Genomic DNA, 25,291 nt, shown 5'->3' on the forward strand with positions numbered 1-25,291 from the left:
AACGTATCATGCCCAAGTCCTTGCAAGGCAAAACCGCACTCGTCACCGGCAGTTCGCGCGGCATTGGGCGAGCCATCGCCGAAGGCCTCGCCTCCAAGGGCGCTGCCGTCGTCGTCAACTATGTCGGCAACCACGAAGCCGCTGACGAGGTCGTGGCCGCCATCGCCGGCAAGGGAGGAAAGGCGATCGCCGTCCAGGCCGACATATCAAGCGTCTCGGATATTCATCGCCTGTTTGACGAGGCTGAGAGTGAGTTCGGCGCGATCGACATCGTGGTTGCCAATGTCGGCGTCGCCGTCATCAAGCCTCTGACCGAGGCAACCGAAGCCGATTTCGACCATGTCTTCGGCACCAATGCCAAGGGCACGTTCTTCGTGCTTCAGGAAGCAGCGCGCCGTGTGCGAAACGGCGGCCGCATCATCGCGGTCTCCACCGGCGGCACCAAGATGTTCTTCACGCAAACGGCGCTCTATCTCGGCAGCAAGGGCGCCGTCGAACAATTCGTCCGTGTGCTCTCGCGTGAACTCGGACCGCGCGGCATCACCGTGAATGCGCTGTCGCCTGGCTTCACCGACACGGACCTGCTTCCCGAGCGCGATCGCGCCGTGGCGGCCGGCATGTCTCCATTTGGCAGGATCGGCGCGCCCCGCGACGTTGCCGATGTCGCGGTCTTCCTGGCCAGCGACGAGGCCCGCTGGCTGACCGGCGAGAATATCCAGGCCGGTGGCGGGGTCGCTTAGTCCGCCATCGTCTCCAGGCTGGCGAATCCCTGCGGCGCATCGCCTTCGTCAAACGGCGTCGTCACCTCGACGAAGGTATCGGGATAAAAGCCGTTGAAGCGGGTTCTCAGCGACAGCGAATAGGCGCCGATATGGCCGATCTCGATCCAGTCGCCGGTGTCGACGGTTTCCGGCAGCCAGAACGGCCGCGACAGGATGTCGACGGAATCGCAGGTCGCGCCGCAGACCTTGAACGGCACGATGTTCTTCTCCTCGCCATTGCGCGAGCGGATCGCCGGATCGGGGATGAAGCGGGCCGGCAGTGTGATCTTGCCGGTCCAAGAATCCGACAGCGACGCCCAGATGCCGTCATTGATGTAGAGCCGCTTGCCCTTGCGCAGCAGCACCCGCACGATCAGCGACAGGCAGCGCGCCACGATCACCCGGCCGGGCTCGGCCACCAACGGGATCTGGTCGAACTGGTATTCCCTCAGGTCGCCCGACAGCCGCGACATGATCTGGCCGAGCGACGGCATCTCGATCTGCTTGCGATTGGGGTCATGGCCGTACTCGGCGGGAAAGCCGCCGCCGACATCGAGGCCCGCAATGTCGAAGGTCAGCCGGTTGCGCACCCAATCGGCGGAGGCCAGCGCCCGTTCATAGGTGTCGGGATCCTCGATCTGGCTGCCGACATGGAAGCACAGGCCGACCTTGTAGCCGGTGCGGTTGAGCCGCTCGGCGAGTTCCACCGCATAGGCCGGCCCGGCGCCGAATTTCTTCGACAGTTCATAGGCCGCCGAACCCTTGGTCTGGATGCGCACGAACACGCTGATGGAGCCCGGATCGATGTCAAGCGCCCGCACCACCCGCGTCAGCTTGGTGATCTCGTCCTCATGGTCGAGCGAAATGACCCGGATGGCGTATTTTTCCAGCGCAAGCTTGATGTCCGACTGCGCCTTGACCGGATGCATGTAGAGCATCTCGGCGTCGGGTGAGACGGCGCGCACTGCGGCGAACTCGCCGGGCGAGGCCACATCGAAAGCGGTGACGCCGGCTTCGACCAGCGCCTTCAGCACGATCTGCTCGCCATTGGTCTTGACTGCGTAGGCGGTCTTGCCGGGAAACATGCCCATGAACTGTTTGGCATCCGCCTTCAGCACCTGCGGGCGAAAGCAGTAGACCGGATCGTCCGGCCGAAGCGCCAGCGCCGCCTCGCGGGCATTCTCGAATCGCTGCATGGACGAATCCCCTGACTTCTCGGCTGCGCACAATTAATCCAAGCTAGCGGCCAAAGAAAACAATTCTGTGTCTGGCGGGCACTGACGCAGCAGCGCACCCTCCTGGCAGCACTGTTGCCAGCAATCACGTTTCGGGTGGCCCTTGCCGCCGAACCCGATATGCCTTCTGTCTGAGTGGCTGGCATTGATGCCGCGGGGAAGGACGTTCACGATGGCAATAGCCACGACAGCCGTGCAGCGCGGACCGATGACGGCAAGCGAATGGGGACAGCTTCTGCTGCTCGGCGCCATCTGGGGCGGCTCGTTCTTCTTTGCCCGCATCGCCGTTGCCGAAATGCACCCGCTGGTGCTGGTTCTGTTTCGCGTTGCCATTGGGGCCATTGCACTGCAGCTCTATCTCGGCATTCGCGGTCCGTCCTTCCGCCTCGCCTTCCCGCATGCCGGCCTGTTTTTCCTTTTGGCGCTCGCCAACAATGTCGTCCCGTTCTCGCTGATCTTTGCCGGCCAGACCGCGCTTGGCGCCGGCGTCGCCTCGGTGCTCAATGCGACGACGCCGTTCTGGACGCTGATCCTCGCCAACGCGCTGACAGCGGACGAAAAGCTCTCCTGGAACAAGCTTGCCGGCATCGGGCTCGGCATCGCCGGCACCGCTGTCATGATCGGCCCCGGCCTGCTGGCCGGGCTCGGCGGCCCGGTCTGGGCGAAATTCGCGCTGATCGGCGCCTCGCTGTCTTACGCCGTCGCGCTGATGATTGCCCGCCGCTTCAAGGGCGTGCCCTCGCCGGTCATCGCCACCGGACAATTGACGGCGTCGACTATCATCATGATCCCGGTGGTGCTGCTCACCTATGGCCCGGCCGGCCTGTTCTCGGCCTCGCCGCCGGTCTGGACGGCGGTGCTGGCGCTGGCGCTGCTCTCCACCGCCTTCGCCTACATCCTCTATTTCAACCTCGTCGCCTCGGCCGGCGCCACCAACGCCTCGCTGGTCACGCTCATCGTCCCGGCCAGCGCCATCCTGCTCGGCCTCCTGTTCCTCGGCGAGCGGCTCGCTCTGTTCGAGTTCTGCGGCATGGCACTGATCGCGCTTGGCCTGGTGACGATCGACGGGCGGTTGTTTGGTCGGCGCTAATGCCTGTCGACCAAAGTGCGCAGCGGTTTTGGAACAACGACGCGCTTTAGGTCTGGTAGCGCTGCCATGCCTCGCTTTCGTCACAGCCACGTCACAATTTATTCACAGGCTACCAGCGGGTTTTGCCGAAGAGTTTCAATGCCTAACGCCAGGTGGCAGGTCGCAAATTCCACAATCGCGTCGCATTGCAGCATATTTTCCGCTTGCCTGTGGCACAAATGCCCCTAGACTCCACCCATAGCTCTTGAAGAGGAGACTATGACATGGGACTTACGAGGCCAATCAACGCATTGATGATCTGTGCTGCATTTGCCTTCATTGGCGCCCTTATCATAGGTGTTCTTCCGTAACCGCCGGAGCGGAAGAACAGCAGCAATAGCCCACAAATTCGAAAGGCCGGGTGTTTCGCCCGGCCTTTTGCATTTCAGATTTCATACCACGATGAAGCTCAGGCGGCGGCGGATCCAGCTGCCTCTGTTTCGTGGGAGCGGATGCCGATCATATGGCAGATGGCAAACACCAGGTCGGCCCGGTTCATGGTGTAGAAATGGAAGTCGCTGACGCCGCGCTCGACGAGATCGAGCACCTGCTCGGCCGCCACGGCAGACGCCACGAGCGCATGCGTCTGCGGATCTTTGTGCAGCCCTTCGAACCGCTCGGCCAGCCATGCCGGCACCAGGGCGCCGCAGCGTGCCGAGAAATTGGCGACCTGGGTGAAATTGTGCACCGGCAGGATGCCGGGCACGATCGGGATGTAGATGCCGGCGCGGCGCGCCTTCTCGACGTAACGCTCGTAGAGATCGTTGTCGAAGAAGAACTGGGTGATCGCCCGCGTCGCGCCATTGTCGGCCTTGCGCTTCAGCATGTCGAAGTCGGTGGCAAAGTCCGGACTTTCCGGATGCTTTTCGGGATAGGCCGAGACCGAGATGTCGAAATCGCCGGCGTCCTTCAGCGCTCCGACAAGTTCGGCGCCATTGGCATAGCCATCGGGATGCGGCCGGTAGGCGGTGCCGACGCCGGCCGCCGGATCGCCACGCAAGGCGACGAAGCGCTTCACGCCCATATCGGCGAATTCGCGGACGACGGCGTCGACCTCATGGCGGGCGGCGTCGACGCAGGTCATGTGAGCCGCCGGCGTCAGCGTCGTCTCGTTCAGGATGCGCTTGATCGTGCGCGCCGTGCGTTCACGCGTCGAGCCGCCGGCGCCATAGGTCACCGAGACGAATCTCGGCTTCAGCGGCTCCAGCCTGGTGACGGTGTCCCAGAGCCTGGCTTCCATCTCGTCGGTCTTCGGCGGGAAGAACTCGAAGGAAACGCGCACCTTGTCGCCGATGTCGGGACGGCGGGAAAAGCGGAACTGGTTCATCAGGCGATTTCCCCCATAGGGTACGCTTTGGTGGGTTGGGTGTCATTTGAAGGCTCGGCCATCAGCATGCGGCGGTCGCGGCCGAGCCACAGCTTGACGGTGAGCCTGGCTTCGTTGCCGCCGCGCGGCTCGAATTCCTGGGCATCCTCGAGATCGAGCCCGGCATCGGCAAACCATTCGGAGATCTGGCGGTCGGAAAAGCCCAGCCTGACATGCGCATGCTGGTCGCGCAGGAATTCCAGTGCATGCGGCGCGAAATCGACGATCNCCTTGCCGCCTCGCGGATGGCGCGGGCGGGATCGTCCAGATAGTGCAGCACCTGATGGATGGTGACGAGGTCGAAGGCGTCGCGCTCGACCGGCGGCGCGAAAATGTCGCCTTGGCGGACCTGGGCATTGGCGATGCCTGCCTTGTCGAGATTGGCCCGCGCCACCGTCAGCATTTCGCGCGACATGTCGATGCCGACACCGCGCCGGTAGAGCGGCGAAAATATCTCCAGCAGCCGCCCGGTACCGGTGCCGAGGTCTAGCATCGACTGGAATGGCCGCTTGCCGACCAGCTTGAGGAGTGCGGCTTCCACCGCGCGGTCCGGCACATGCAGCGAGCGGATGTGATCCCAGCTGGCGGCGTTCTCGGAGAAATACTCGGCGGCACGGTCCTGGCGCTTGCGCTTGACCGATGCCAACCGCTCGAGATCGCGCTCGACCTGTGGATCGGCGCCGCGAATGCCAGAGACCAGCCCCATGACGAAGTCGCGCGCGGAATCCGTATCCGACAGCCGGAAGAAGGCCCACGAGCCCTCCTGGTAGCGGCCGATCAACCCGGCCTCCAGCAGCAGCTTCAAATGCCGCGACACCCGCGGTTGCGACTGGCTGAGGATCTCGGTGAGGTCGGACACGGTGAGATCGCCGCGCGACAGCAGCGCCAGGATGCGGAGCCGGCTCGATTCGGCCGCAGCCTTCAACGTATCAACCATCGTATCGAGCGAAACATGCATCGGCGCGTTCTCGTTGAAAAAGATATAAACATATGTTTATGTCAGCTTTGACGACATGGCAAGGCCTATGTCGCTTCCTGACAAGAAAATGCCGCACAGATGATCCCCGCCTGAGAGAACCGCTTTTCCCTGACGATCGGCTGGAAACTTGTGCTAGGGCGAAAGCCATGTTCGAGAAGCGCGACGGCGAAAAGCTCCGGCAGACTGACCCGGCTGACATGCCGGCGGATGGCCATATCGTGTTCATCGGCCGCATCGCCTCGCCATGGACATCCAGGCAAACCTGCCCAAAGAACATGCGCGCGGCGCGCGAGGCCGGACAGGCGGCCACGGTTCTCATCGACCCTGCCTATCGCGACGGCCTGCTTGCGCTGGAGCGGGCCAGCCACATCGTCATCCTGTCCTGGCTGCATCACGCGCCGCGGGCACTGATTGTCCAGAGACCCCGCCATGCGGCTGAGCCGAAAGGCGTTTTCTCGCTGCGCTCCCCTGCCCGGCCGAACCCAGTCGGGCTGCATATCGCCGGCCTGATCGCCGTCGACATCGACCACGGCCGCATCGCCATCGACGCCATCGATGTGCTCGACGGCACCCCGGTGATCGACATCAAGCCCTATTTCGCCTCGACCGACGCCTTTCCCGAGGCGACCATTGCCGGGCGTGACGAAAAATGAGCGCGCCCACCGGCCGCCGCCGCGCCATCGCCAAGGCGCTGACCGCACTGCTGCCCCTGGCGCCCTATGCCGATATGGAGAAAATCCGCACCGAGGCCGGCGCCGTGCACATGAAGACGCTGCCGCCGGGCATCGCGGTCTGGCTGGCGACGATCGCCCATATCAGGCACGGCCATACCGACTATGAAAAGCTGCTGGCCGAGGGCTATGACCGCGACTCGGCGCGGTTCTTCGTCATCGAGCAAACAAACATGGTGCTGACCCGTTGGCGCGCCACGCGCCTGCTCGATGCAGAGGACGAAGAGGAATAACTTCAGCTACCGTCGCTTCAATACGGCAACCGCATTGTAGGGCTGGCCGTCGGCCTGGCCAACCCAGGTCCAGGACAGGTTCCCTTTGAAAAATCGGACGGTGATGCCGCCACCGTCGATGCACTTGTCCTGGCCGTAGCTGATGTTTTCCCGGTATTCCGCCGAACTGTCGTCGCGAGAAATCTGGGTCAACGATCCGCCGCAGCCGAGCGACGGATAGTCGATCGACGCGGCGCCATCGCCGATTGTCATTGCGATCGCCCAATCGGCGCCGGCAGCACCGGCCGGACTTTGATGACCGCTGCCGGTCCAGACGCCGTTGAGCCCCGCCGCGTTGACCTCGCAAGGCACGTTCTGAAAGATCGGCGTCAGCTCGCTGCCCGTCTTCTCGCAACGATAGGTCTGGCCGTTCTGGCACAGCGCCTCGCCCTCGCGAGCGCATTGCGCGAAGGCATGGCCAGTGACGAAGACGAGGAAAATTGCAAAGCTGATGGTCCGAAAAGATCTGCCCATTTTGCCCCTCCCGGCCGGATATTTTCAAGCCGGACCATAGGGCATATCGAATGTGCTACCTAGGACAAACAGCGATGGTTGGGTGGCCCTATGCCGCCTGCAGGGGACCACTAGCTTGAATCTGCCGCATCAAGCCGAAGGGACCAATCGCCATGAACCGAAGCGCAGCAGCCGGTAGCATTGTGCCATTGCCGGCTTTGTCGGATCGCCATATCGATCCGCATTCTTATCCCGACGGCATCGCCTTTCTCGATGGTCAGTATCTGCCGATGTCGCAAGCCAAGATCTCGGTGCTGGATTGGGGCTTTCTGCATTCCGACGCCACCTACGACACCGTGCATGTCTGGGACGGGAGCTTCTTCCGACTCGACCTGCATCTCGACCGCTTCTTCGCCGGCTTGCAAAAACTGCGCATGACGATCCCGTCCGACCGCGATGGTGTGGCCGAGATTCTGCACAATTGCGTGGCGCTGTCGGGCCATCGCGCCGCCTATGTCGAAATGCTGTGCACACGCGGCGCCTCGCCGACCTTCAGCCGCGATCCGCGCCAGGCGGTCAACCGCTTCATGGCCTTCGCAGTTCCCTTCGGCTCGGTCGCCAATGCCGAGCAGTTGCGGCGCGGCCTGCATGTCGCCATTAGCGACAAGGTGCGCATTCCGCCGGTCTCGATCGATCCGGCGATCAAGAACTACCACTGGCTCGACCTCGTGCGCGGCCTCTACGACGCTTATGACCGTGGGGCCGAAACCGCATTGATTCTCGACTTCAACGGCAATGTCGCCGAAGGCCCCGGCTTCAACGTGTTCTGCGTCAAGGACGGCAGGCTGTCGACGCCAGCCGCCGGCGTGCTGCCCGGCATCACCAGGCGCACCGTCTTCGACCTCTGCGCCGAGGCAGCGCTTCCCACCACGGCCGTCGACGTCAGCGTTGCCGCGCTGAAGGCTGCCGACGAAGTCTTCATCACTTCCACCGCCGGCGGCATCATGCCGGTGACAGTGATCGACGGCGCTGCTGTCGCCGACGGCAAGATAGGCGGGATCACAAAGCGCTTGATGGCGCTCTACTGGCAAAAGCATGACGACCCGGCCTGGTCGAGCCCGGTGCGCTATCCCTGACCGGCGAAGGTCCTGCTCCACACGATGTCGTGACCAAAAAGATTCCCCCTCGCCTCTGGAAAATCGCTCGACGCACCGTATATCGCGGAAGCGGAGAAGCCTCCGCTTCCCAGTTCACGGCCCGCATGGGCAAGGATTCCACGTCATGACAAGCAAGGTTTGGTTCATCACCGGATCGTCGAAAGGCTTTGGCCGAGTCTGGGCCGAGGCCGCACTCGCCCGCGGCGACCGTGTCGCCGCAACCGCGCGCGATGCCGGCACGCTCGCCGATCTCGTCGCGAAATACGGCGATAATGTCGCCGCGATCAAGCTCGACGTCACCGACAAGAAGGCTGTCGATGCGGCCATCGCCGAGGCGCACAAGCGCTTTGGCCGGCTCGACGTCGCCATCAACAATGCCGGCTATGGCCATTTCGGCGCCATCGAGGAAGTCAGCGAACAGGAAGCCCGCGACCAGATCGAAACCAATGTGTTCGGCGCGCTCTGGGTCACCCAGGCGGCTTTGCCGATCATGCGGGCGCAGGGCTCCGGCCATATCATCCAGATCTCGTCGATCGGCGGCGTCAACGCCTTTGCGTCGCTCGGCCTTTACCATGCCTCGAAATGGGCGCTCGAAGCCTTCAGCCAGTCGCTCAGCATCGAGGTCGCCGAATTCGGCATCCATGTGACGCTTGTCGAACCGGGAGGCTTCTCCACCGATTGGTCCGGCGCCTCGGCCAAGGTCTCCAAAGCGATCGAGGCTTACGCGCCGGCCCGCGCCAAGATGGCGGAACGCCGCGCCAACTCGGTCGCCGGCGACCCCGAGGCCACCGGACCGGCGATGCTTGAAATCGTCGACGCGGCCGAGCCGCCGCTGCGCGTCTTCTTCGGCGATGGTGGCCTGCCGATGATCAAGCAGGAATACGCCAACCGCATCGCGCTTTGGGAAAAGTGGGACCACCTTTCCGTCGAGGCGCAGGGCGCCAAGAAGAACCGCAAGGCGGCCTGAGCGCGTCTTGAAATTCGGCTGCGTCGCCCCGGCGGCGCAGCCCGTGCCCTAGCCCGGTACTAGGATCGATAAATCCACTGCTCGGGCACGCGCACCGAGATCTCTTCCCCTGTTGTCATACGACCCGGTTTCTCGACCCAGGCAACGAGGCCGCGCAGCCGTTTCGCCGCCTTCGGGAAGGCCAGCGCGCCGGCCTCCCGATCGGCCATCCCGGCGTTTTCGGCGATCGAACGTCCAGCAAGCCGGCAAGGCCCGTTCTGCGCATCAACCTTGATCGTCACGCCACCTCTAAAGAACAGCAGCGTGCCTGACGGCAGCATCGAGAGATGCGGCACGCCTTCGATCAGCAGATTGGCGCCGATCCATTCCGGCTTGATCTCGGCCAGCCCCATCCGCTCGGCAACGACGCCGAGTTCATTCGCTGCTACGATTGATATCTGCCGCTCGTTGCGGATTTCGGTGCCGCGCGGATACCAGGGTTCGCGACCGCCGGAACGACGGGTGGCGCCGGCGTGGAAGTCGCCGTCGATGCCTTCGAAACCGAGCTGCAATGCTTCCACCGGGCGCGTCTGGAAGTGATTCGACGGTGCGACGTACAAAGCGGCCACTTTGGCGGACAGCTTCCTGGCGGGGATGATGTCGACCGGCTTCTCAGACTCCGGGAAGAGGTCCAGCATGGCTTCGTTCCTTCTGCAGGATGACGTCGCAAATAGCCGTAGCCGTGGGCTCGGGTCCAGTCGAAAGCGATGATGATTCGATCAAACCGGCTGATAGCGTCCATCGGCATCGTCATGAAGGCAAGGCTGGAGGAACGCTTTCTGCGCGGAGAACTCGGCAACGCCTATGACGATTATGCCCGCAGCGTACCGATGCTGGTGCCGTTCATGCCGGCCTGATTACAGCATCCGCAAAAGCGCGCCGCCGATCGAATAGCCGGCGCCGAAGGCGCACAGCACGCCGAAATCGCCGGGCTTCATGTCGGCGTGGTTTTCCGACAGCGCGATGATGGCGCCAGCGCCGGCGGTGTTGCCGAGCCGCTCCAGCACCATCGGCGCGCGGTCATGGTCGACCTCGTGGCCGAAGGCTAGTTTCAGGATCATGGCGTTCATTCGCGCATTGGCCTGATGCAGCCAGAATCGCCTGATGGCTTGCGGCGTCAGCCCGTGCTCGGCGAGGAATTCGACAATGAATTTGTGGCCGGCGACGGTGACTTCCTTGAACACCTTGTTGCCGACCTGTTTGATCAGATTGCCTTCGAGGTTGATCATGTAAGGATCGTCCTGGGCGGTGCGGGTGTGATAGCCCAGATTGGTGCGGATATTGTTCGACATCTGCGTCCAGGTGCGCGTGTCCAGCACCTCGAAACGCCCCGGCCGCCTCTCGCCCTCGCCCAGCCCCTCGACCACCATCGCCACCGATGCATCGCCGAAGATGAAATGCGTCTGCCGGTCGCGGAAATTGAGATGGCCGGTGATGATCTCCGGCGTGACCACCAGCACGCGCTTGTGCGCGCCCGCCCGGACCAGATTGGCCGCAATGTGCAAGGCGGCCGCGGCCGATGAACAACCAAGCCCCATGTCGAAGCCGGCGCCCTTGGTGCCCAGCGCCTCCTGCATTTCGATGGCGATCGCCGGATAGGGCCGTTGCTGGTGCGAGGCCGAGCAGATCACCAGGTCGATGTCGGACGGCTTCAGGCCGGCATGGTCGAGCGCCTTCCGGGCCGCGGCCACTCCAAACTCGGCCTGCAGCGACAGCGCATCATCGGGCCGCGCCGGAATGCGCGGCGCCATGCGGGTCGGATCGAGAATGCCTTCGCGCTCGATGACATGCCGGGTCTGGACGCCTGAGGCATGGACGATGAAGGCGCTGTCGGATTTCTGCAGCAGCGTCTCATCCGGGCCTTGCCGGCGCGCATTCTCCGTGTCGACCCAAGCGTTGAAACTGGCGACCAGTTCTTCATTGGTGATCTTGGCTTCAGGGATTTCAACGCCGATGCCGCTGATGATGACGCGATGCATATCCAGTCCGTCCATGCGCAGGCGTTGTCGTTCTCATGTGAACGACCAGGGGGCGCGACACAACACTTTTCTCACCCCACCGGTTTACGCCGGCTTAAACCATAGGCTGTGGCCGGATGTCATCGGGAGTGCTAGCCGGCCCGCTTGGCGACGATGAAAATGCGCGGGAAGCGCAGCAGCACCTTGCCGTTTGCGGTCTTCGGATAGGCCTTGGCAATTTTGGCCGTGTAGCTGTCGAGGAAGATCTTGCGCTCGTCGGCGTCCAGCGGATCGAGGAAAGGCTTCAGCCCCGTCGACTTCACCCATTCGACGATCGCCTCGGCGTCGGTCAGCGGATGATTGTAGGCCGTATGCCAGATATCCACCCGGTCGGAGAGCGGCGACAAGAGATCATAATAGAACGACACCGCCGGCAGCGGTCCGCGCGCAGCACCTGCCATCTTGGCGGCGAACGGCATTTCGGCGGCCGTCTCGCGCATCACCTGATGCGACGGCTCAAGCAGATTGTCGGGCATCTGGACGGCGAGCGCGCCACCGGGGGCGAGAAAGCCCATCAGCCGCTGAAACACTACCGGGTGGGTGGGCAGCCACTGGAATACCGCGTTGGCGAAGATGACGTTGACCGGCTCGGCCGGTCGCCATGTCGAGGCATCGGCGAGGTCGAAATTGACGCTGGGCAGGCGCGCCTTCGCCTTCTCGATCATGTCGGGAGAGGTGTCGAAGCCGCTGATATCAGCATCCGGCCAGCGCTCGACCAGCAGCTCGGTCGAATTACCCGGGCCGCAGCCGATGTCGACCACCCGGCGCGGGAAATCCACCGGCACCTGCGCAACAAGATCGCGCGCCGGCCGTGTGCGCTCATCCTCGAATTTCAGATATTGGGCGGCTGACCAGTCGGTCATTCAAGCTTTCCTCGTATCAGTTGAGAAATTCGCCGCCCCGGTTGCTCCCTTACCGCGTCAGCCTCTTGTAGGTCATCCTGTGCGGGTTGACGGCTTCGGGGCCGAGACGACGGATCTTGTCCTGCTCGTAGTCCTCGAAATTGCCCTCGAACCATTCGACATGACTGTCACCTTCAAAGGCCAGGATGTGGGTGGCCAGCCGGTCGAGGAACATACGATCGTGCGAGATGATGACGGCGCAGCCGCCAAAGTTTTCCAGCGCGTCTTCGAGCGCCGCCAGCGTTTCGGTGTCGAGATCGTTGGTCGGTTCGTCGAGCAGCAGCACATTGCCGCCGGTCTTCAGCATTTTTGCCAGATGCACGCGGTTGCGCTGGCCGCCGGAGAGGTTGCCGACCTTCTGCTGCTGGTCGCCGCCACGGAAGTTGAACGATGCGCAATAGGCGCGGGTGTTGGCTTCGAACTTGCCGAGCTTGACCACTTCGGCGCCGCCCGAGATTTCTTCCCAGACGGTCTTTGACGGATCGAGCGCATCGCGGCTCTGATCGACATAGCCGAGCTTCACCGTTTCGCCGATGCGGACAGAGCCGGCATCCGGCGTTTCCTGGCCGGTGATCATGCGGAACAGCGTCGTCTTGCCGGCGCCGTTCGGGCCGATGACGCCGACGATGCCGCCTGGCGGCAGCTTGAATTCCAGGCCTTCGATCAACAGCGTGTCGCCAAAGCCCTTCGACAAGCCTTCCGCCTCGATCACCACATTGCCGAGCCGCTCGCCATGCGGAATGACGATCTGCGTATCGCTCGGACGCCGCTTGTCGGCTGCATCCAGCAGCTCCTGGAACGCCTGGATACGCGCCTTGGACTTGGTCTGGCGGGCTTTCGGGCTGGACTGGATCCACTCGCGCTCGCGGCCGATGGCGCGCTGGCGGGCGTCGTCCTCGCGACCTTCCTGCTTGAGGCGCTTGGCCTTGGCTTCGAGGTATTTGGTGTAGTTGCCCTCATAGGGAATGCCGCGGCCGCGATCGAGCTCGAGGATCCATCCCGTGACATTGTCGAGGAAGTAGCGATCGTGGGTGATGATCATCACGGCGCCCGGATAGGCGCGCAGATGCTTTTCGAGCCACGCCGTGGTTTCGGCGTCGAGATGGTTGGTCGGTTCGTCGAGCAGCAAGAGGTCGGGCTGACGCAGCAGCAGCTGGCAGAGCGCGACGCGGCGGCGCTCACCGCCCGAAAGCTTGGTGACCTCGGAATCCTTGGGCGGGCAGCCCAGCGCTTCCATCGCCATCTCGACCTGCTGTTCGAGATCCCACAAATTGAGCCGGTCCATCTCGTCCTGGAGCTTGGCCGACTCGTCAGCCGTCTCGTCGGAGTAGTTCATCATCAATTCGTTGTAGCGCTCGATGATGGCGGTCTTGGCGGCGACGCCTTCCATGATGTTCTCGAACACCGTCTTGTTGGCATCGAGCGCCGGCTCCTGCGCGAGATAGCCGACGGTGGCGCCTTCGGCGAGCCACGCTTCGCCGTTCCACTCCTTGTCGAGCCCGGCCATGATCTTGAGGATCGTCGACTTGCCCGAGCCGTTGGGGCCGAGGATGCCGATCTTGGCGTCGGGATAGAAGGAGAGATGGACATTCTCAAGCACCTTCTTGGTGCCATAGGCCTTGTTGAGGCCGGCCATGTGATAGATGAACTGGCGTGCCACGCGCGCTTTCCTTGATGATTGACCGAAAATGTCGGATTGAATGGAGGTTGGCCGCTATGTAGGCGATGCCGGGCCGAACGGCAATCGCTTTTGCCATTTCAAGCCGGGTGTACACCGCACGTTAAGTTTTCCGCCGGTTGTAGGGAGCGTTGAAATCCCCGGTTAACCCTTCAGCGTCAAAACAGGATCGATCGCTGGCCTGTCGCGATCGAAAGTAGAGATCGGACCGAAGGTAGTGCTGAACAGTTTCCTGCTCCTTGCCGAAGCGGTCGTCTACTTCAGCGTCATGGTCACGCTGTTCCGCTTCAGGGATCGCATCGGCCTCGGCGTCTTCGTCTGCGCGCTGGGCGCCATGCATTTCCTCGAAACCTATCTCGCCAGCGTCTTCTATGTCGCCCTGCCCTTCGGCATGGTCTCGCCAGGCTCGGCGGTGCTGTTTTCCGGCAAGCTGGTGATGCTGCTTCTGCTCTACATGAAGGAAGATGCGGCCACGGTGCGCCAGCCGATCTATGGCCTTTTGCTCGGCAACGCCTTGATGATCGGGCTGGTCCTGATCCTGCGCCTGCACGATATTTCAGCCCTTTCCGACGGCAAGCTTCCCGATATCGGTTTCATCGACCAGTTGGGCTGGCTGATGGTGTGGGGCACGACGCTGCTCTTCATCGACGCCATCCTGATCATCCTGCTTTACGAAAAGCTCGGGCGTTATCTGCGCAAGGCGCCGTTCTCCCGCATCCTGATTTGCGTCGCCTGCGTGCTCACCTTCGACCAGGCCGGATTTTTCACCGCCCTGCATTTCGTCGCAGGCGCACCGATTGCGGTCTTCTTCGGCGGCTGGTTGGCCAAGATGGGTGCCGCTTTTGCCTACAGCGCCATGCTTGTCGCCTACCTCAGATGGTTCGAAACGCGTCAGGTCGTGGCACCCCGCGGGCTGTCCGACGTCTTCGACACGTTGACCTATCGCGAGCGCTACGAAGCCCTGGTCGAACATGTCGGCCGCGACGGCCTCACCGGCCTCTTGCACAGGGGACGCTTTGACAGCGACGGCGAACGTCTGGTTGCTGTCAGCCTGCGCACGGCCCAGCCGCTCAGCCTGCTGATCGTCGACGTCGACCATTTCAAGTCGATCAACGATCGCTTCGGCCATGCCGAGGGCGACAGGGTGCTGAGATCCATCGCCCAGGTACTGACCCAGGCGGCCGGCGCGCACGATCAGGTTTTCAGGATCGGCGGCGAGGAGTTCGCCATCCTTTGCTCGCAGCCGCATGCGGTCGCCAGGTTGCTCGGAGAAAACCTCCGCCAGGCCGTCAAGGCGTGCGTAAACCGGTTCGACATCAGCGTCAGCGCCGGCATCGCCACTGTCGACGAGACCGTAGCCTCGCTTGCCGATCTCTTCGCCCTTGCCGACGAGCGTCTCTACAGGGCCAAATCCACCGGGCGTGACCGCGTCGTCGGCGAAGCGCATGACGATGCCGAAGACCTCAGTGCCTGGACATTGTCCACACGTGGCGTCAGCGGATAAGGTTGTCAGCTCCGCTTGCGCTGCTGCAACGCGCCGACCGCAACTGAAACGGCTATCAGCGCGATGGCCAGCCATTTCAGCGTGGTGATGATCGGACTGGCGTCGATGTCATAAGCGATGAACAACAGAATGCCGGGCACCAGCAGGCCGCACATGACCAGCATGATGCGGTTGATCTGCCAAGACACTTTTGCTGCCAGCGCTTCGTCACCGGCTTCGCCGACAAGACCGGCGCGCATCTCCCGGGAGATGGCCAACGCGCTCGACAGGCGCATGGAGATCGGCAAGCCGAGCCCGATTATGAGGAAGGCACACGCCGCCAGCAGAGCCGAGAATTTGAGCGCGCTGGTCTCGGCCGGCACCGGAAACAAAAGTGTCGCCAGCGGCAGGAAGACACAGCCGATGCCGAGCGCGGCAATGGCGATGAAGATCGCGGCATTGACCCAAGTGAACAGCTGGTAGCGGCCTGCCCCGATCGGCGCGGCAAGCACGCGCATGCGCGCCCACTCGGCATCGGTATAGGAAAAGCCCGGCCATTCCATGCGGCCGTCTTTTATGGCGGTCATCCCCTGGCCCAGAAAGCCAGCCGCGCCAGCGCGCCTGATGTCATGCCACTCATCGCCACCCCCGCCGAATGAAACACATCCAGACCATATCACCGCGTCACTGCCAAGCGACAGACGGATATCCTACTGGAACCCGGCCGCATCGACTGAACCCTTCGGACAGCCCGCCTTGGTCGTCGGCGCAGAGGCGAGCATGAGAGTGCCCAGCGAACTGTCGGGGCCGATCGGGCCGGTCAGGCCGAGCGTCAGCTCGCCGATCAGCCGCCTGCCGCTCGACGGATCGACCAGGCAGGAGACACGCACCCGCGCGCCCGCCCCGGCGCCGAAGGCGCTGTCGAAGGTGCTGCGGATCTGGTCCGAAGTCAGCTGCTTGCCGACGTTCCTGGTGAAGAGCTCGCGCACCGGCGAGGCATTCACCGCCCGCATCAGGTTCAGCGCCTCGGCAAAATACTCCTGCTGGCTCTTGCCGTAGCAGGTGCCGTGCTTGATCCATTCATGCCGTTCGAGCTTGGAGGCGGTGCCCGGCATAACCTGGTCGAGCTCGGCGCGCGTAGCGGCATCGAGATCGACCGGCGGCAGGTCTGCCCAATGGGCCGGATTGTCATTGGCCTTGTCGCTCGCCGGCACCTGGCAATAGAAATTGCCGTTAGGCTGCGGCCAGAGCCCATGCAACGTGAAATGCGACGCGTCGAAGCCGCCCGCCGTCTGCGCCTGGCATTCGGGCTTGCTCGACTTGGTTTCGCAGAAGGCCGGCTGCCAGCTCAGCGCGAAAACATATTCGGGTTTTCCTGAAGCCGGCGCCGCAGGCTTGCCCTGATCGGCGGGCGCGGCCGGCAGGGCGGCTGCGCTGCCGCCGGCGACGTGACCGCAGCTGATCTTGACCCAGCGACGCTCAGGATCGGCGCCCGGCACGCGGATGAGGTAATGCGTCGGCGCATCCTTGTTGCCGGCCAGGAGGTCGTAGCTCTGTCCAGCCGTTGTCGCGATATTGCCGGGGTTCTTGCCGCTCTTGATTGCCTGGGTTGCTGGACAGGCAGCATCGGCCACGAAGGAGCCGCTCATCTTCACATCGGCGCGCGCTAGGCCGACACCGGCCAGCGCCACCAACACCGCACCCCATATCGCCGATATCCGCATTCCAGCACTCCTAGCGTTTCATAGCGCAAGCTAGAAACGTGTGACATGTCAGAATTACGATTTCTTTCGTCCGCCGCAAAAAACAATCGCTCGGTCGATCAGACCCCGCCCTCCTCGACCCGCTTCGTCAACATACGCAGCAGATCAAGCGCGGTCTCAAGCACGCGAGGCTCGATGCCCTCGCTGATGCGGTTGGCCCAGACATGCTGGCGCGTGCCGATATCCCTGATCGCGGCCCGGCCCGCATCGGTCATCGCCAGGAGCTTGGCGCGGCGGTGCGCCGGGTTGTCCGCATAGGCGGCGAGCCCTTCGGCGGCCAGAATGTCGGCAAGGCGCTGCACGCTCTGACGGGCAAGCCCCATGTCGCGGGCAATGTCGGCCACCGATTTTGGCTCCTTCAGCACCGCGCCCAGAACCTGCCAGCGCGCCGCCGTCAACCCGGCAGGCTCCGCCAGCCGGTCGGCCGCGTCGAGAAACCCGCCATTCAGCCGGAACACGGCAAGCACCACTTCGGTGAGCACATCTCCCGCTTCGGTCCTGCTTGTCATTTCTGGCCGGCCTCGATGGTGGAAACGAAGGTGTTGACGGCTTCCGCCACCGCCTCCGGCTCGTCAAGCATCACCCAATGGCCGGAACCGGCGACGGTTCTGTGGCCAATTCGGCTGCGCAGCCGAAACAGGGCCGCCGCATTGTCATTGGCCTCCGTGGCCAGCACGAAGATCGGCCCGTGGTAGGCGTCGAGCGTCGGTTCGGGATTCCATTCCGCCAGCGCCTTGCCGACGCCTGCCCGAGCCGCCGGATCGACCACCGCCGCATCGGCGATGACCTGTTTGCGGACATCTGGGTTGGAGCCGGCGATCAAGGTGTAATAAGCGCTTAGCACATCGCCGCCGTTTGGCCCCGCCAGATCGCGCACGAACCCGTCGCGAATCTCTTTGGGCAGGGCGCGCGGATCGGTCGCCGGATCGACCAGCAGGATGCCGGCAACACGGTCGGCATGGCCGGCGGCATAGGCGAGCGCGGCCCCACTGCCGCCGCTATGTGCAACGAGGACAAACCGCTTCAGGCCGAACGCATCGGCCACCGCACCAATATCGTCGGCACGGCCGTCATAGCCGTAGTCGGCATCAGCTGCAGGCGCCGATGCGCCATGGCCGCGAAAATCGAAGGCGACCGCCTCACGGCCACCTACGGTGAGCTGCATCACCCGGTTCCACTGTGTGGCGCGGCTGCAATCGCCATGCGCGAACAGGATCGGCAGGCCGCCGCCGGATTTGATGTCGTAGCCGGCAAGCTGGCCCTGCGGGCCGGCAATGGTTGAGGTCTTCATGGTCGTCTCCCTGGTCTGGCTGGAAGCAATGCCGGGCAGGAGCATTGCGGATGAAAGGCTCGCCAGCAGAAACGCGCGGCGCGAAACGGTCGAAACGGTTTTCATGCTCATATTCCCGATGTAATTTGACAGCATGCTGTCATATAGCCAAATTGACAGCACACTGTCAATAGTGACGCCGGCTGATTTCGACCTCCCCTTGACGTCGGTCACGCCGTCGCCCAACAGTCGCCAAGGGAGCGAGACATGGCATTTGACAAGCAGACGACGCTGGCCTCACCGACCGGGGCCACGCTCAATCTCTATGTGAAGCACGCGGGGGGCTCTCCACGCGCGGTAGTCCAGGTCAATCACGGCCTGGCCGAACACGCCGCGCGCTATGCCCGCTTCGCCGATTACCTCAGCACCCGCGGCTTTCATGTCTACGTCCACGACCATCGCGGCCATGGCGCGACCAAGGCGCCCGATGCCCCGCTCGGCAGATTCGCCGGCACAAGCGGCCCGGCCAAGGTGATCTCCGATGTCGACGCAGTCCACGATTTGATTGCGAAGGAGCAGCCCGGCCTGCCGGTCATCCTGTTCGGCCATTCGATGGGTGCGTCGGTGGCGCTCAACTACCTGCTGGCGCACTCGCCGCGCGTCCACGCCGCGGCGATCTGGAACGGCAATTTCTCACAAGGCCTGCTTGGTCAGCTTGCACTCGCCATCCTCGCTTATGAGCGCTTCAGGCTCGGCTCCGATGTTCCCTCACGCGTCTTGCCCAAACTGACCTTCCAGGCCTGGGGCAAGGCGGTGCCCAACCACAAGACGCTGTTCGACTGGCTGTCGCGCGACGAGGCTGAAGTGGCCAAGTACATTGCCGACCCGCTGTGCGGCTGGGATGCCTCGATCTCGATGTGGCGCGACGTCGTGGAGATGACGCAGAAAGGCGGCATGGATGCGGGCTTTGCCGGCATCAGGCGCGACCTGCCCGTCAGCATCGTCGGCGGCGAGAAGGATCCGGCCTCCGAGTATGGCAAGGGCATCGATCATCTCGCCAAACGCATGCGCGCGATGGGCTTTTCGAATCTGGTTTCAAAAATTTACGCCGACACCCGCCACGAAAGCCTGAACGAGGTGAACCGCGACACCGTCATGAACGATTTTGCCGCGTGGGCCGATGGTGTGTTGAAACGCTGACATCGCTGGCCCACCGCAAGGCCCGTGACAGCGGCATCCCGGGTTGATAGAGGCTGCGGTTCCGACCCGTTTTAGGTGATTTATGGCTGAACCTCCGCTGAAAGGCGTCCGCGTCGTCGAACTCGCCCGCATCCTGGCCGGCCCCTGGGCAGGACAATTGCTGGCCGATCTCGGCGCCGATGTCATCAAGGTCGAGAGCCCCGACGGCGGCGACGATACCCGCAAATGGGGTCCGCCCTTCGTCATGAGCCATGATGGCGAGAACCTGTCGGCCGCCTATTACCATTCCTGCAATCGCGGCAAGCGTTCCATCGCCGTCGATTTCTCAACATCGGAAGGGGCCGAGACGGTGCGCCGGCTGGTTGCCACGGCCGACGTTCTGATCGAGAATTTCAAGCTCGGCGGCCTGAAGAAATACGGGCTCGATTACGAGAGCCTGAAGGCGATCAATCCAAAGCTCGTCTACTGCTCGATCACCGGCTTCGGCCAGGACGGGCCTTACGCCCCACGCGCCGGCTATGATTTCATCATCCAGGCCATGGCCGGCATGATGTCGATCACCGGCGAGGTCGGGCGCGAGCCGCAAAAGGCCGGCGTCGCCATATCGGACATCTTCACCGGCCTCTATTCGGTGATCGCCATCCAGGCAGCGCTTCGCCATGCCGAAAAGACCGGCGAAGGCCAGCATATCGACATGGCCCTGTTCGACACGCAGATTTCCGCACTCGGCAACCAGAACCTCAACTATCTCGTCTCCGGCAAGGCGCCGGTGCAGATGGGCAATGCGCATATGAACATTGCGCCCTATGAGGTTGTCCCGGTCAGGGACGGCCATATCATCCTGGCGGTCGGCAATGACGGCCAGTTCGCCAAATTCTGCGCCGCCGTCGGACTCGACCATCTCTCAGCGAATCCCGATTTCGCCACCAATCCGGCCCGCGTCGCCAACCGGGTGAAATTGCGCGAGCACATGATCGAGACGCTGAAGAACTGGGACCGAGACCCGTTGCTGGCCAAGCTCGAAGCGGCAAGCGTGCCGGCGAGCCCGATCAACAATATCGGCCAGATGTTTGCCGACCCGCAGACGATCGCACGCGGCATGCGCCTCGACCTCGACGATGGCCATGGCAATCGTCTGCCCTCGGTGCGCGCGCCGATGGTGATGTCCGGCACACCGCTGGTCTATGAACGCCCTTCGCCACGCCTTGGCGAACATACCGAAGAAATTCTTGCCGAACTGGAGAAGTCTGGACGATGAAGACCGGTGGACAACTGATTGTCGACGCACTCGAGGCGAACGGCACCGACCGCATCTTCTGCGTGCCCGGCGAATCCTATCTCGCGGTGCTCGACGCATTGCATGACTCGCCCATCCGCACCATTGTCTGCCGACAGGAAGGCGGCGCCGCCATGATGGCCGACTGCCAGGGGCGGCTGACCGGCCAGCCCGGCATCTGCTTCGTCACCCGCGGCCCCGGCGCCACCAATGCGTCGGCCGGCATTCACATTGCCATGCAGGATTCGATACCCGTCATCCTGTTCATCGGCCAGGTCGCCAGCCACGCCAAGGAGCGCGAGGCTTTCCAGGAGGTCAACTACAAGCGCTTCTTCGGCGACATCGCCAAATGGGTGGTGGAGATCGACGATGCCGCGCGCATCCCCGAACTCGTCACCCGCGCCTTTGCTGTCGCGACATCGGGCCGCCCCGGCCCCGTCGTCGTCTCGCTGCCGGAGGACATGCTGACCAGTCTTGTCGACGCGCCCGCGGCCTTGCCGCACACGCCGGTCGAAACCCGGCCCGGCGAAGCCGAACTCGATGCTTTGGAAAAGCTTCTGGCCAAAGCCAAGCGTCCCTTCGTCATCCTCGGCGGCACACGCTGGGACGAGGAAGCGGTGGCACGTATGCGCACCATTGCCGAGGCCTGGTCGCTGCCGGTCGGCTGCTCCTTCCGCCGCCAGATGCTGTTCGACCATCTGCACCCGAACTATGCCGGCGATGTCGGCATCGGCATCAACCCGACGCTGGCCACCGCCATCAAGCAGGCCGACCTGGTGCTGCTGATCGGCGGCCGCATGGGCGAGATGCCGTCCTCCGACTACACGTTGCTGAAAAGCCCCTATCCCGACCAGACGCTGGTCCATGTCCATGCCGATGCCGGCGAACTCGGCCGTGTCTACCGGCCGACCCTGGCGATCAACGCTGCGCCGTCAGCCTTCGTCGAAGCCTTCGCCAAGCGCAAGCCAGCCTCCGCGCCAGCCTGGGCGGATGAGACAGCGAAAGCACACGCTGCCTACCTCGACTGGTCGACGCCTCCTGAGACCGGCCCCGGCACGGTCCAGATGGGACCGATCATGAATTACCTGGAAAAGGTTCTGCCCGACGACGCCATTTTCACCAACGGCGCCGGCAATTACGCCACCTGGCTGCACCGCTTCCACCGCTTTCGCCGCTTCGCCACGCAGGGCGCGCCGACCTCCGGTTCGATGGGTTATGGCACGCCGGCCGCGGTTGCCGCCAAGGCGCTCCATCCCGACCGCACCGTGATCGCCTTTGCCGGCGACGGCTGCTTCCTGATGAACGGACAGGAATTCGCTACCGCCGTGCAACACGACCTGCCGATCATCGTTATCGTCGTGAACAACGGCATCTACGGCACCATCCGCATGCACCAGGAGCGCGACTATCCCGGCCGTGTCGTCGCCACCGATCTGAAGAACCCTGACTTTGCCGCTCTTGCCCGCGCCTATGGCGGCCACGGCGAGACGGTCGAGAACACGGCAGATTTTGCCCCTGCCTTCGAGCGTGCCCGCGCCAGCGGCAAGCCGGCGATCGTCGAAATCAGGCTCGATCCCGAGGCGATCACGCCGACGCGGACGATGACGCAGATCCGCGACAAGAGCTGAGTGCCGACAAAAGGTATAGGCCGAGTTGTCCGGCAGGACAGAGGGGGGTGCTGTCCCGCCGACTTTCGTCAGCAGTCAGACCGCTGCCAGCGCCTGCGTCAGGTCGGCGATAAGATCGTCCGGATGCTCGACGCCGATCGACAGCCTGACCGTGGTCTCCAGCACGCCGATGCGCTGGCGCACGTCGAAGGGAATGCCGGAGTGCGTCATCGCCGCCGGGTGGCTGGCGAGTGACTCCGTGCCGCCAAGGCTCACCGCCAGCTTGAATATTTGCAGCCCGTTGAGAAAGGCGAAGGCCGCCTTCTCTCCGCCCTTGATATCGAAAGAAAATGTCGAGCCGGCGCCGCTGCATTGCGCTTTGTAGGCCCGTCCCGCTGCCGTGTCCTCGCCCAGGAACGGCAGGTAATGCACCTTTCCCACCTTGGCGTGATCGCGCAGGAATTCAGCCACGAGCCGCGCATTGTCGTTGGCGCGCTCCATGCGGATCGACAGCGTTTCCAGCGAGCGGCCGAGCATCCAGCAGGAATGCGGATCGAGCTGCGTGCCGATTGCGCCGCGCAGCGCCTTGATTGGCTTGGTCACCGCCTTGCTGCCCATCGCCGCACCGGCGATCAGGTCGGAATGGCCGCCGACATATTTGGTCAGCGAATAGACGGAGACATCGGCGCCATGTTCGATCGGCCGCTGGAACACCGGGCCGAGCAGCGTGTTGTCGCAGACGATGATCGGCGTTGATCCTTGGCTTGCGCCGATCTCGTCGGCAAACTTCCGGATCAGTGCGATGTCGACCAGGCTGTTGGTCGGATTTGACGGCGTTTCGATGAGAATGACCGAGACACGCCCCTTCGCCACCGCTGCATCAGCAGCGGCCCGCACCGCCTTCTCGTCGACGCCGTCGGCGAAGCCGACAGCGCCGATGCCGAAGCCGGACAGCGTGCGCGTCAAAAGCGTCTCAGTGCCGCCGTAAAGCGGCTGCGAATGCAAGATGACATCGCCCGGACGGGCATAGGCGAGCAGCGTGGTGGCGATCGCCGACATGCCGGACGAGAACAGGATGCAGGCGTCCGTTCCCTCATAGACCGCCAGCCGGTCCTCGACGATCTCGGAGTTGGGATGATTGAAGCGCGAATAGACCAGGCCGGACGCCGTGCCGCTCGGCGGCTCCTTGCGGCCGGATGTGTAGTCGAAGAAGTCGCGCCCCTCCTCCGCCGATTTGAACACGAAGGTCGAGGTCAGGAACACCGGCGGCTTGACGGCGCCTTCCGACAGTTGCGGATCGAAGCCATAGCTCAACATCAACGTTTCCGGATGGAGCTTGTGGTTGCCGATGTGGGTTTTCGACGGGCGCGGCGCGGTCATGGCTTTTCCTGCATCTGGAGGAGTCTCGTCCAGCAATTTATGCGATCCCGGTCCGCCAGTCCTTGCTATTTTCGGCCTCGCATGGCTGCATCCCGGCAACAAATTGCCGAGCGAGAGCAAAAGTGCAGCAGAAGATAGCCGACGATTTCGACCGCAAGATCCTGCGCGAGCTGCAGGCCGACGCCCGCATCACCAACAATGAGCTGGCGGAGCGCATCGGCCTGTCGCCGTCGCCATGTTTGAGGAGGGTACGCCGGCTGGAGGAGGCCGGCATTATCCGGGGCTATACCACGCTGGTTGATCCCTCCGCCTTCGGCTGGAACATGGTCGCCATCGCCACCGTTCGGCTCAGCCGCCAGAACGAGGACGAGATCGTCATGTTCGAGGACGCCATCCGCGGTTGGGAGGAGGTGCTGGAATGCCACCTCGTCACCGGGTCGCGCGACTATGTGCTGAAGGTGGTGACCGGCAGCCTCGAACAGTACGAGCGCTTCATCAAGGAAAAGATCGCGCGGCTTAAATGCGTCGCTTCGATCGAGACCAGCTTCGTCATGAACACCATAAAGGAACGGCGCCTCTGACATTTGGTCAAAGGCGCCGCTCTCGAGGTCGAAATTGCCTGGCCAGGCTTATTTGATCGCCTTGTCGGTGATGGCCGTGGTGTAGGCGCCGGTCGGCGCCTTGGTGATGATCTTCTGGTCGAGCAGCGCCTTGGCGGTGCGCTCGTAGGTCGCCGGGTCGAGCTTGCCGTCGGCATTGTCGATCAGCTTGGCGACTTCGCTCATCATCCGCTTCTGGTGGTTTTCGTCCTGGCCACCGCCGTCCATGACAATGCCCGCGGCCTCGTCATTGTTGTCGATGGCATATTTCCAGCCCTTCATCGAGGCGCGCACGAAACGCACCATCTTGTCTTCGAAAGCCGGATCCTTGAGCTTGTCTTCCGAGGCATAGAGCCCGTCCTCAAGCAGGTCGTTGCCCATCGCCGAGTAGTTGAACACGGTGAGCTGGTCCGGCTTGTAGCCGGCATCGATCAGCTGCCAGTACTCGTTGTAGGTCATGACCGAAATGCAATCCGCCTGCTTCTGGATCAGCGGCTGCACGTCGAAGCTCTGCTTCAAAACCGTGACGCCATCCGGGCCGCCTTCGGTCTTCAGGCCGAGCTTGTTCATCCAGGCGTAGAAAGGATATTCGTTGCCGAAGAACCAGACGCCGAGCGTGTGACCCTTGAAATCGGCTTCGGTCTTGATCGGGCCATCCTTCGGGCAGACCAGCTCCATGCCGGCCTTCTTGAACGGCTGGGCGATGTTGACCAGCGGCACGCCCTTTTCGCGCGCGGCGAGCGCCCCGCCCATCCAGTCGACGATGACGTCGGCGCCACCGCCGGCGATCACCTGCTCGGGTGCGATATCGGGACCGCCCGGCTTGATGTCGACGTCGAGGCCTTCTGCTTCATAAAAACCCTTGGCCTTGGCGACATAGTAGCCGGCAAACTGCGCCTGCGTGACCCATTTCAGCTGCAAGGTCACCTTGTCGGCGGCCATTGCCTGGAACGCGGCCAGCGACATCGCGCCGGCCAGCATCGGAATGATCAGTCTTTTCATGTTTTTACCCTCTGAAGTTAACAC

Annotated in this window: 25 protein-coding genes and 1 pseudogene; 12 read left to right on the top strand and 14 right to left on the bottom strand. The window is 63.2% G+C overall.

Annotated features, from left to right (window positions below; translation table 11 throughout):
• Positions 1 to 8: 8 nt before the first annotated feature.
• Positions 9 to 740 (top strand): SDR family oxidoreductase, encoded by a 732-nt coding sequence (locus X757_RS159610; RefSeq protein WP_023690857.1) that lies wholly within the window; start codon positions 9 to 11, stop codon positions 738 to 740.
• Here X757_RS159610 and X757_RS159605 read toward each other — a convergent pair.
• Positions 737 to 1,957 (bottom strand): alanine racemase, encoded by a 1,221-nt coding sequence (locus X757_RS159605; protein WP_023668250.1) that lies wholly within the window; start codon positions 1,955 to 1,957, stop codon positions 737 to 739. The two genes, X757_RS159610 and X757_RS159605, sit on opposite strands and share 4 nt — an antisense overlap.
• 211 nt (positions 1,958 to 2,168) lie before the next feature.
• On the opposite strand from X757_RS159605, the gene X757_RS159600 reads away from it, so the two are divergent.
• Positions 2,169 to 3,086 (top strand): DMT family transporter, encoded by a 918-nt coding sequence (locus tag X757_RS159600; RefSeq protein WP_023725373.1) that lies wholly within the window; start codon positions 2,169 to 2,171, stop codon positions 3,084 to 3,086.
• A gap of 448 nt (positions 3,087 to 3,534) precedes the next feature.
• On the opposite strand, the gene metF is transcribed toward X757_RS159600, so the two are convergent.
• Together metF and X757_RS01000000164545 are read right to left on the bottom strand one after the other, a co-directional pair.
• A complete protein-coding gene (gene metF / locus X757_RS159595; protein ID WP_023725374.1) occupies positions 3,535 to 4,452 on the bottom strand; it encodes a methylenetetrahydrofolate reductase [NAD(P)H] in 918 nt (305 codons plus the stop codon).
• Positions 4,452 to 5,449: pseudogene (locus tag X757_RS01000000164545) on the bottom strand (ArsR/SmtB family transcription factor). Before X757_RS01000000164545 ends, metF begins: the two are co-directional and overlap by 1 nt.
• A 167-nt stretch (positions 5,450 to 5,616) precedes the next feature.
• Here X757_RS01000000164545 and tsaA point away from each other — a divergent pair.
• The gene (gene tsaA, locus X757_RS159590; RefSeq protein ID WP_023725375.1) at positions 5,617 to 6,123 is read left to right on the top strand and encodes a tRNA (N6-threonylcarbamoyladenosine(37)-N6)-methyltransferase TrmO; all 507 of its coding nucleotides are present in this window, start codon (positions 5,617 to 5,619) and stop codon (positions 6,121 to 6,123) included.
• Positions 6,120 to 6,434 (top strand): DUF2293 domain-containing protein, encoded by a 315-nt coding sequence (locus tag X757_RS159585; RefSeq protein ID WP_023668245.1) that lies wholly within the window; start codon positions 6,120 to 6,122, stop codon positions 6,432 to 6,434. The genes tsaA and X757_RS159585 overlap by 4 nt, the downstream gene beginning before the upstream one ends.
• 6 nt (positions 6,435 to 6,440) lie before the next feature.
• Here X757_RS159585 and X757_RS159580 read toward each other — a convergent pair whose 3' ends face one another.
• Positions 6,441 to 6,947, bottom strand: coding sequence for a hypothetical protein (locus tag X757_RS159580; RefSeq protein WP_023725376.1), 507 nt, complete (start codon positions 6,945 to 6,947; stop codon positions 6,441 to 6,443).
• Positions 6,948 to 7,099: 152 nt separating this feature from the next.
• On the opposite strand from X757_RS159580, the gene X757_RS159575 reads away from it, so the two are divergent.
• Positions 7,100 to 8,062 (top strand): D-amino acid aminotransferase, encoded by a 963-nt coding sequence (locus tag X757_RS159575; protein ID WP_023668243.1) that lies wholly within the window; start codon positions 7,100 to 7,102, stop codon positions 8,060 to 8,062.
• Positions 8,063 to 8,207: 145 nt separating this feature from the next.
• Complete coding sequence (locus tag X757_RS159570) at positions 8,208 to 9,050, top strand: SDR family oxidoreductase (RefSeq protein WP_023688012.1); 843 nt, start codon at positions 8,208 to 8,210, stop codon at positions 9,048 to 9,050.
• 59 nt (positions 9,051 to 9,109) lie between these two features.
• Here the strand turns inward: X757_RS159570 and X757_RS159565 are convergent, their stop codons facing one another.
• Entirely contained in the window at positions 9,110 to 9,727 is a 618-nt protein-coding gene (locus X757_RS159565) for an MOSC domain-containing protein (RefSeq protein WP_023725377.1), read from the bottom strand.
• Between the two features lie 72 nt (positions 9,728 to 9,799).
• On the opposite strand from X757_RS159565, the gene X757_RS1000000166210 reads away from it, so the two are divergent.
• Positions 9,800 to 9,946: a hypothetical protein gene (locus X757_RS1000000166210; protein ID WP_245262584.1), complete on the top strand. Its 147-nt coding sequence runs from the start codon at positions 9,800 to 9,802 to the stop codon at positions 9,944 to 9,946.
• Here the strand turns inward: X757_RS1000000166210 and X757_RS159560 are convergent, their stop codons facing one another.
• The 3 genes from X757_RS159560 to ettA all read right to left on the bottom strand — a co-directional run bounded on the left by X757_RS159560 (position 9,947) and on the right by ettA (position 13,669).
• A complete protein-coding gene (locus X757_RS159560) occupies positions 9,947 to 11,068 on the bottom strand; it encodes a beta-ketoacyl-ACP synthase III (protein WP_023714787.1) in 1,122 nt (373 codons plus the stop codon).
• Positions 11,069 to 11,199: 131 nt separating this feature from the next.
• The gene (gene tam, locus X757_RS159555) at positions 11,200 to 11,970 is read right to left on the bottom strand and encodes a trans-aconitate 2-methyltransferase (protein WP_023725378.1); all 771 of its coding nucleotides are present in this window, start codon (positions 11,968 to 11,970) and stop codon (positions 11,200 to 11,202) included.
• 49 nt (positions 11,971 to 12,019) lie between these two features.
• The gene (ettA, locus tag X757_RS159550) at positions 12,020 to 13,669 is read right to left on the bottom strand and encodes an energy-dependent translational throttle protein EttA (protein WP_023725379.1); all 1,650 of its coding nucleotides are present in this window, start codon (positions 13,667 to 13,669) and stop codon (positions 12,020 to 12,022) included.
• 235 nt (positions 13,670 to 13,904) lie between these two features.
• Here ettA and X757_RS159545 point away from each other — a divergent pair, with 235 nt between their 5' ends.
• Positions 13,905 to 15,191, top strand: coding sequence for a diguanylate cyclase (locus X757_RS159545; RefSeq protein ID WP_023725380.1), 1,287 nt, complete (start codon positions 13,905 to 13,907; stop codon positions 15,189 to 15,191).
• Between the two features lie 5 nt (positions 15,192 to 15,196).
• Here the strand turns inward: X757_RS159545 and X757_RS159540 are convergent, their stop codons facing one another.
• The 4 genes from X757_RS159540 to X757_RS0133425 form a co-directional block, all read right to left on the bottom strand.
• Positions 15,197 to 15,757, bottom strand: a complete 561-nt coding sequence (locus X757_RS159540) for a hypothetical protein (RefSeq protein WP_023725381.1) — start codon at positions 15,755 to 15,757, stop codon at positions 15,197 to 15,199.
• A 123-nt stretch (positions 15,758 to 15,880) separates the two neighbouring features.
• Positions 15,881 to 16,894, bottom strand: coding sequence for a ribonuclease (locus X757_RS159535; RefSeq protein WP_023725382.1), 1,014 nt, complete (start codon positions 16,892 to 16,894; stop codon positions 15,881 to 15,883).
• A 98-nt stretch (positions 16,895 to 16,992) separates the two neighbouring features.
• Positions 16,993 to 17,442: a MarR family winged helix-turn-helix transcriptional regulator gene (locus X757_RS159530; RefSeq protein ID WP_023725383.1), complete on the bottom strand. Its 450-nt coding sequence runs from the start codon at positions 17,440 to 17,442 to the stop codon at positions 16,993 to 16,995.
• A complete protein-coding gene (locus X757_RS0133425; protein ID WP_198024389.1) occupies positions 17,439 to 18,329 on the bottom strand; it encodes an alpha/beta fold hydrolase in 891 nt (296 codons plus the stop codon). Before X757_RS0133425 ends, X757_RS159530 begins: the two co-directional genes overlap by 4 nt.
• Before the next feature lie 141 nt (positions 18,330 to 18,470).
• Between X757_RS0133425 and X757_RS159525 the strand changes: the two genes are divergently transcribed.
• From X757_RS159525 to X757_RS159515, 3 genes are all read left to right on the top strand, one after another.
• Entirely contained in the window at positions 18,471 to 19,403 is a 933-nt protein-coding gene (locus X757_RS159525; protein WP_023725386.1) for an alpha/beta fold hydrolase, read from the top strand.
• Positions 19,404 to 19,485: 82 nt separating this feature from the next.
• The gene (locus X757_RS159520; RefSeq protein WP_023725387.1) at positions 19,486 to 20,661 is read left to right on the top strand and encodes a CaiB/BaiF CoA-transferase family protein; all 1,176 of its coding nucleotides are present in this window, start codon (positions 19,486 to 19,488) and stop codon (positions 20,659 to 20,661) included.
• Positions 20,658 to 22,307 carry a thiamine pyrophosphate-binding protein gene (locus X757_RS159515; RefSeq protein WP_023725388.1) on the top strand — a complete coding sequence of 550 codons (1,650 nt, stop codon included), beginning with the start codon at positions 20,658 to 20,660 and terminating at the stop codon, positions 22,305 to 22,307. Before X757_RS159520 ends, X757_RS159515 begins: the two co-directional genes overlap by 4 nt.
• 75 nt (positions 22,308 to 22,382) lie before the next feature.
• Here X757_RS159515 and X757_RS159510 read toward each other — a convergent pair whose 3' ends face one another.
• The gene (locus X757_RS159510) at positions 22,383 to 23,666 is read right to left on the bottom strand and encodes a cystathionine gamma-synthase family protein (RefSeq protein WP_023725389.1); all 1,284 of its coding nucleotides are present in this window, start codon (positions 23,664 to 23,666) and stop codon (positions 22,383 to 22,385) included.
• Positions 23,667 to 23,788: 122 nt separating this feature from the next.
• Here X757_RS159510 and X757_RS159505 point away from each other — a divergent pair, with 122 nt between their 5' ends.
• Positions 23,789 to 24,247 (top strand): Lrp/AsnC family transcriptional regulator, encoded by a 459-nt coding sequence (locus X757_RS159505; RefSeq protein ID WP_023690839.1) that lies wholly within the window; start codon positions 23,789 to 23,791, stop codon positions 24,245 to 24,247.
• 48 nt (positions 24,248 to 24,295) lie between these two features.
• On the opposite strand, the gene X757_RS159500 is transcribed toward X757_RS159505, so the two are convergent.
• Positions 24,296 to 25,267: an ABC transporter substrate-binding protein gene (locus tag X757_RS159500; protein ID WP_023682178.1), complete on the bottom strand. Its 972-nt coding sequence runs from the start codon at positions 25,265 to 25,267 to the stop codon at positions 24,296 to 24,298.
• Positions 25,268 to 25,291 lie beyond the last annotated feature (24 nt).

The organism is Mesorhizobium sp. LSHC412B00, assembly GCF_000503035.1.
Lineage (GTDB): Bacteria > Pseudomonadota > Alphaproteobacteria > Rhizobiales > Rhizobiaceae > Mesorhizobium.